Annotated in this window: 6 protein-coding genes; 2 read left to right on the top strand and 4 right to left on the bottom strand. The window is 65.4% G+C overall.

The window, feature by feature from the left end; all coding sequences use genetic code 11:
• Together EN906_RS23480 and EN906_RS23475 are read left to right on the top strand one after the other, a co-directional pair.
• Positions 1-416, top strand: a 416-nt coding sequence (locus tag EN906_RS23480) for an aminotransferase class III-fold pyridoxal phosphate-dependent enzyme (protein ID WP_127375413.1), incomplete at its 5' end; no start/stop codon positions are given.
• Positions 417-425: 9 nt separating this feature from the next.
• Positions 426-1,529 carry an alcohol dehydrogenase family protein gene (locus EN906_RS23475; RefSeq protein ID WP_127269892.1) on the top strand — a complete coding sequence of 368 codons (1,104 nt, stop codon included), beginning with the start codon at positions 426-428 and terminating at the stop codon, positions 1,527-1,529.
• A gap of 12 nt (positions 1,530-1,541) precedes the next feature.
• Here EN906_RS23475 and EN906_RS23470 read toward each other — a convergent pair whose 3' ends face one another.
• The 4 genes from EN906_RS23470 to EN906_RS23455 form a co-directional block, all read right to left on the bottom strand.
• Positions 1,542-2,588 (bottom strand): ornithine cyclodeaminase, encoded by a 1,047-nt coding sequence (locus EN906_RS23470; RefSeq protein ID WP_127269890.1) that lies wholly within the window; start codon positions 2,586-2,588, stop codon positions 1,542-1,544.
• 29 nt (positions 2,589-2,617) lie between these two features.
• Positions 2,618-3,247 carry an FMN-binding negative transcriptional regulator gene (locus EN906_RS23465; RefSeq protein ID WP_127269888.1) on the bottom strand — a complete coding sequence of 210 codons (630 nt, stop codon included), beginning with the start codon at positions 3,245-3,247 and terminating at the stop codon, positions 2,618-2,620.
• 4 nt (positions 3,248-3,251) lie between these two features.
• On the bottom strand, positions 3,252-4,133 hold the full coding sequence (locus EN906_RS23460; RefSeq protein WP_127269886.1) for a branched-chain amino acid ABC transporter permease: 882 nt from the start codon (positions 4,131-4,133) through the stop codon (positions 3,252-3,254).
• 5 nt (positions 4,134-4,138) lie between these two features.
• Positions 4,139-4,720, bottom strand: a 582-nt coding sequence (locus EN906_RS23455) for an ABC transporter ATP-binding protein (RefSeq protein ID WP_164777304.1), incomplete at its 5' end; no start/stop codon positions are given.

Raw genomic sequence — 4,720 nt, 5'->3', positions numbered from 1 at the left:
GTCATGGCTGGACCTATTCGGCGCATCCGATCTGCGTCGCCGCCGGTGTGGCCAATCTCGAACTGATCGACGAGATGGATTTGCTGACAAATGCCCGCGAGACCGGCGCCTATTTCCGCGCCGAACTGGCCAAGGCGGTCGGCGGCCACACGAATGTCGGGGACGTCCGCGGCGACGGCATGCTGGCGGCGGTGGAATTCGTTGCCGACAAGGACGACCGGGTGTTCTTCGACGCCTCGCTCAAGATCGGCCCGCAGGTGGCGACGGCACTTGCCGCAAGCGGCGTCATCGGCCGCGCCATGCCGCAGGGCGATATTCTCGGCTTCGCGCCGCCGCTCTGCCTGACCCGCGAGGAAGCCGACATCGTCGTGTCGAAGACCGCCGATGCCGTGAAGAGCGTGTTTGCCAATCTCTGAGATCGACCGATGAATGCCATGATCAGAACCCTCCCCGCCACCATGGCCGCCGTGCTGCTCACCGGGCACGGCGGACCGGAAAAACTCGTCTACCGCAGCGATGTGAAAGTGCCCGGGCCCGCTCCCGGTGAAGTGCTGGTCAAGGTCAGCGCTTGCGGGATGAACAACACCGATGTCTGGGTGCGCCAGGGCGCCTATGGCACGGAGGAGGACGCTGCCGCCGTGTCGACATGGCGCCGCCAGGGCAACACGCTTGTTTTCCCGCGCATCCAGGGCACGGACACCGTCGGTATCGTCGCCGCCGTCGGCGAAGGCGTATCGCCGGACCGTATCGGCGAACGGGTGATGGTCGATTTCTCGATCTACAACCGCGACGACGATTCACTCGCCGACATCGATTATATGGGCCATGGCCGCGATGGCGGTTACGCCGAATACCAGGCCGTGCCGGCCGAGAACGCTCATGTCATCGACACCGACATGAGCGATATCGAACTCGCCACCTTCTGCTGCGCTTACCTCACCGGTGAACAGATGCTGGAGCGCGCCGCGCTCAAGGCCGGCGAGCGTGTGCTGGTCACAGGCGCCTCGGGTGGTGTCGGTTCGGGCATCGTGCAACTGGCACGGGCGCGCGGCGCCATTCCCTATGCGGTCGTCGGCAAGGGCAAGGAACAGGCGGTGCGCGACATCGGGGCCGAGGTTGTCATCACCCGTGGTGTTGCCGACCTGCCGCGAGCCGTGAACGAGGCGACCGGAGGCCAGCCGATCGACGTGGTGGCCGACCTCGTCGGCGGCGCCATCTTCAACGACCTGTTGCGTATTCTCAGGCCCGAGGGCCGTTACACTACCGCAGGCGCGATTGCCGGCCCGGTCGTGCAGTTCGATCTCAGGACCATGTACCTGAAGCAGTTGCAGCTGCATGGCTCAAGCCAGGGCACGCGCGCGGATTTCCGCCGCATCGTTGGCTACATCGAGGCGAGAAAGATCCGGCCGCTGGTCGGCGGCGTCTACAAGCTCTCCGATTTCCACCATGCGCAGGCGGATTTCATCGCCAAGGATTTCGTCGGCAAGCTGGTGGTGGTGCCGGATGCCATGTGGGGCTCGGCTGGCTGAACAACGCTCGTCTCAACCGTGCTGGGCCGCTCTCAGCAGCATGCCGAACAGGTCGCGCGGCTCGTCGGGGTCGGCCAGCATGTCGAGTTCCTGGTAGAGGCCAGTCGAGCGCAGCTGATCCCTGACATAGCGCAGCGCCGAAAAATCCTCGATGGCGAAGCCGACCGAATCGAACAGCGTGATCTGACCGGGATCGCGCCGGCCTTGTACGGCGCCCGACATCACCTGCCACAGCTCGATCACCTCATGATCCGGCGCAAGCTGCTGGATCTCGCCCTCGATGCGCGTCTGCGGCGGATATTCGACGAAGATATCGGAGCGCAGCAGGATATCGCGGTGCAGTTCGGTCTTGCCCGGACAGTCGCCGCCGACCGCGTTGATGTGCACGCCGGAGCCGACCATATTGTCGGTGAGGATGGTGGCGTACTGCTTGTCGGCGGTGACGGTGGTGATGATGTCGGCTCCCTCGACCGCCTCCTGCGCGGTGCCGCAGGCGACCATGTCGAAGCCGAGACCGGCGAGATTGCGGATGCATTTTTCGGTGGCAGTGCGGTCGATGTCGTAAAGCCTCAGCCTGTCGACGCCGAGCAGCGCCTTGAAGGCCACCGCCTGGAATTCGGCCTGGGCGCCGTTGCCGATCAGCGCCATGCAGCTGGAGCCGGCCGGCGCCAGGTATTTGGCGGCCAGAGCCGACATCGCCGCCGTGCGCAGTGCGGTCAGGATCGTCATTTCGGATAGCAAGACAGGATAGCCATTGTGGACATCGGCGAGCATGCCGAAAGCGGTCACCGTCTGGCGGCCTTCGCGCATGTTCTTGGGATGGCCGTTGACGTATTTGAAGCCGTAGACCTCGCCGTCGCTGGTCGGCATCAGCTCGATGACGCCCTCGGCGCTGTGCGAGGCGACGCGCGGCGTCTTGTCGAACAGCTCCCAGCGGCGGAAATCATCCTCGATGTAGCCGGCCAGTTCGACGAGGAAGCGCTCGACGCCGATCTTCAGCACCAGCTTCATCATATGATCGACGCTGACGAAGGGCACGATGTTGAGATTGGGGATCATTTTTTCTTATCCTTGCCGCATGCGGGCGGTCAGTCCTGGCGATGCGCGTTGTGCGCCTTCATCATCGCCGCCAGCGCCGGATCGTTTTGTTCCAGCGCCCCGATAGCTCCGCCCGTGTCGTAGAGGCGCTCATCCTGTCCCATCTTGAACTTGGCTTCGAGCCGTTCGATCGGCAGGTCAAACCCAAGGATATGCGGTATGCGCCGCTCCATGCCGCCTGGTCCCAGTTCGCGCATGCACCAGCGGTCGTCGCGCTCCTTCTCCAGCACGTCGACAAGCTGCAGGAGATGCCGGGCGGTGGCATGATCGTCGAGCGGCACCGGATGCCCATGACAATGCACGACAGCAAAATTCCAGGTCGGCGCGCTGTCGCGCACCGGATTGCGCGGATACCAGGACGGCGAGATGTAGCCATGCGGACCGTGAAAGATGGCGACCGTCTCCCTGCCCTCGGCGATCAGCGCGCTGTGCGGATTGGCCCTGGCGAGATGCGAGACCAGCGTTCCGTTTTCACCCCGCGCGCGATCGAGCACGAAGGGAAGATGCGAGACGACAAGACCCTGCGGTCCCGATGTCACCACCGCGGCGAAGGCCGCGGCCTCGATCAGGCCGAACACCTCGTCGCGCGACAGTGGCGCGAACTCGAGCTTGGTATACATCAGGTCAGCTTCGCTGGGCGCGAACCGCCGGGATCAGGCCTTGCGGGCGAACCAGCAGCACGGCGATGACGCCCGACAGCACGATGGCGTCGCGATAGGGCGCGATCGCTCCCGGCAGTGTCGCCTGCAACAGCACCTCGATGATGCCGAGCAGGAAGCCGCCGGCGACCGCACCGGGCAGGCTGCCGAGCCCGCCGACGACGGCGGCGATGAAGGCCTTCAACACCGGCGTAAAGCCCATCAGCGGATCGACCGAGGCACGCTGCGCCACCCACAGCATGGCCGCCAGCCCGGCCAGCAGGCCGGAGAGCAGGAAGGCGGTGGCGATGATGCGGCTGGCCGGAATGCCCATCAGGCGCACGACGTCGAAATCTTCCGCCGCGGCGCGCATCGCCGTGCCGGTCACCGAGCGGCGCAGGAAGACTTCCAGCGCAATCAGCGCCAGTGCGGAGACGACGATGGAGATGCTGGGACCGACGCCGATGGTGAAGTCGCCGAAGGAGAAGGCGCCGGTCATCCAGCTAGGCATGGCGACAGCTTGCGGCCGTGCCGAGATGCCGTTCTGGAAGACGACCTTCAGCAAGCTGGAAACCGCGAAGCTGGTCAACAGCAGGCTGGTGACGCTGGCGCCGCGCATGGGCCTGAAGGCGATACGCTCCATGGCGACGGCGGCGAGCGCGCCGCAGGAGACGGCGACAAGCACCGCCACCGGGAACGGGAAGCCGAGCACCAGCGAGGCCAGAAGCGCATAGCCCGACAGCGTCATCAGCTCGCCATGGGCGAAGTTGATGAGGCCGACGATGGAAAAGACGATCGCCAGCCCGAGCGCCAGCAGGGCATAGACGCCGCCGAGGCTCACCGCATTGATGATCTGCTGCGCGATCATGCTTCTTAAGCTCCCAGATAGGCTTGGCGGACGAGGTCCGATGAAGCGAGTTCTTTTGCCGTGCCCGACAGCACCACCTCGCCATTGGCGAGCACAACGGCGCGGTCGGCGATTTCGAGCGCCAGCGCCACATTCTGTTCGACCAGCAGGATGGTCAGGCCCTTGCGGCGCAGTTCGGCGATCAGGTCGAAGACGGTGTCGATCAGTTGCGGGGCAAGGCCGAGCGAGGGCTCGTCGAGCAGGATCATGCGCGGCTTGCCCATCAGCGCGCGGGCGATGGCCAGCATCTGCTGTTCGCCGCCCGACAGATTGCCGCCCTTGACGCGGTGGTAGCGGCGCAGGATCGGGAACAACTCCAGCATCTCCTCCTCGCGCAGCCTTGCCTCGGCCGCCGGCTGATGCACTGCGCCGCCGAGACGCAGATTGTCGGCCACCGTCAGGCTGGCGAAGATACGGCGGCCTTCTGGAACCAGCGCGACGCCCTTGCGGGCAATCGCCTCCGGCGCCAGGCCGGTGATGTCGACACCGTCGAAGACCACCTTGCCGGATGCCGCCGGCACCAACCCGGCGACGGCGCCGGCAAGAGC

It is taken from the genome of Mesorhizobium sp. M7A.F.Ca.CA.004.06.1.1 (genome assembly GCF_003999135.1).
In the GTDB taxonomy this organism is placed as follows: Bacteria; Pseudomonadota; Alphaproteobacteria; order Rhizobiales; family Rhizobiaceae; genus Mesorhizobium.
The sequence above is the reverse complement of the archived record's forward strand: the minus strand, read 5'-3'. Positions and strand labels throughout refer to the sequence as shown.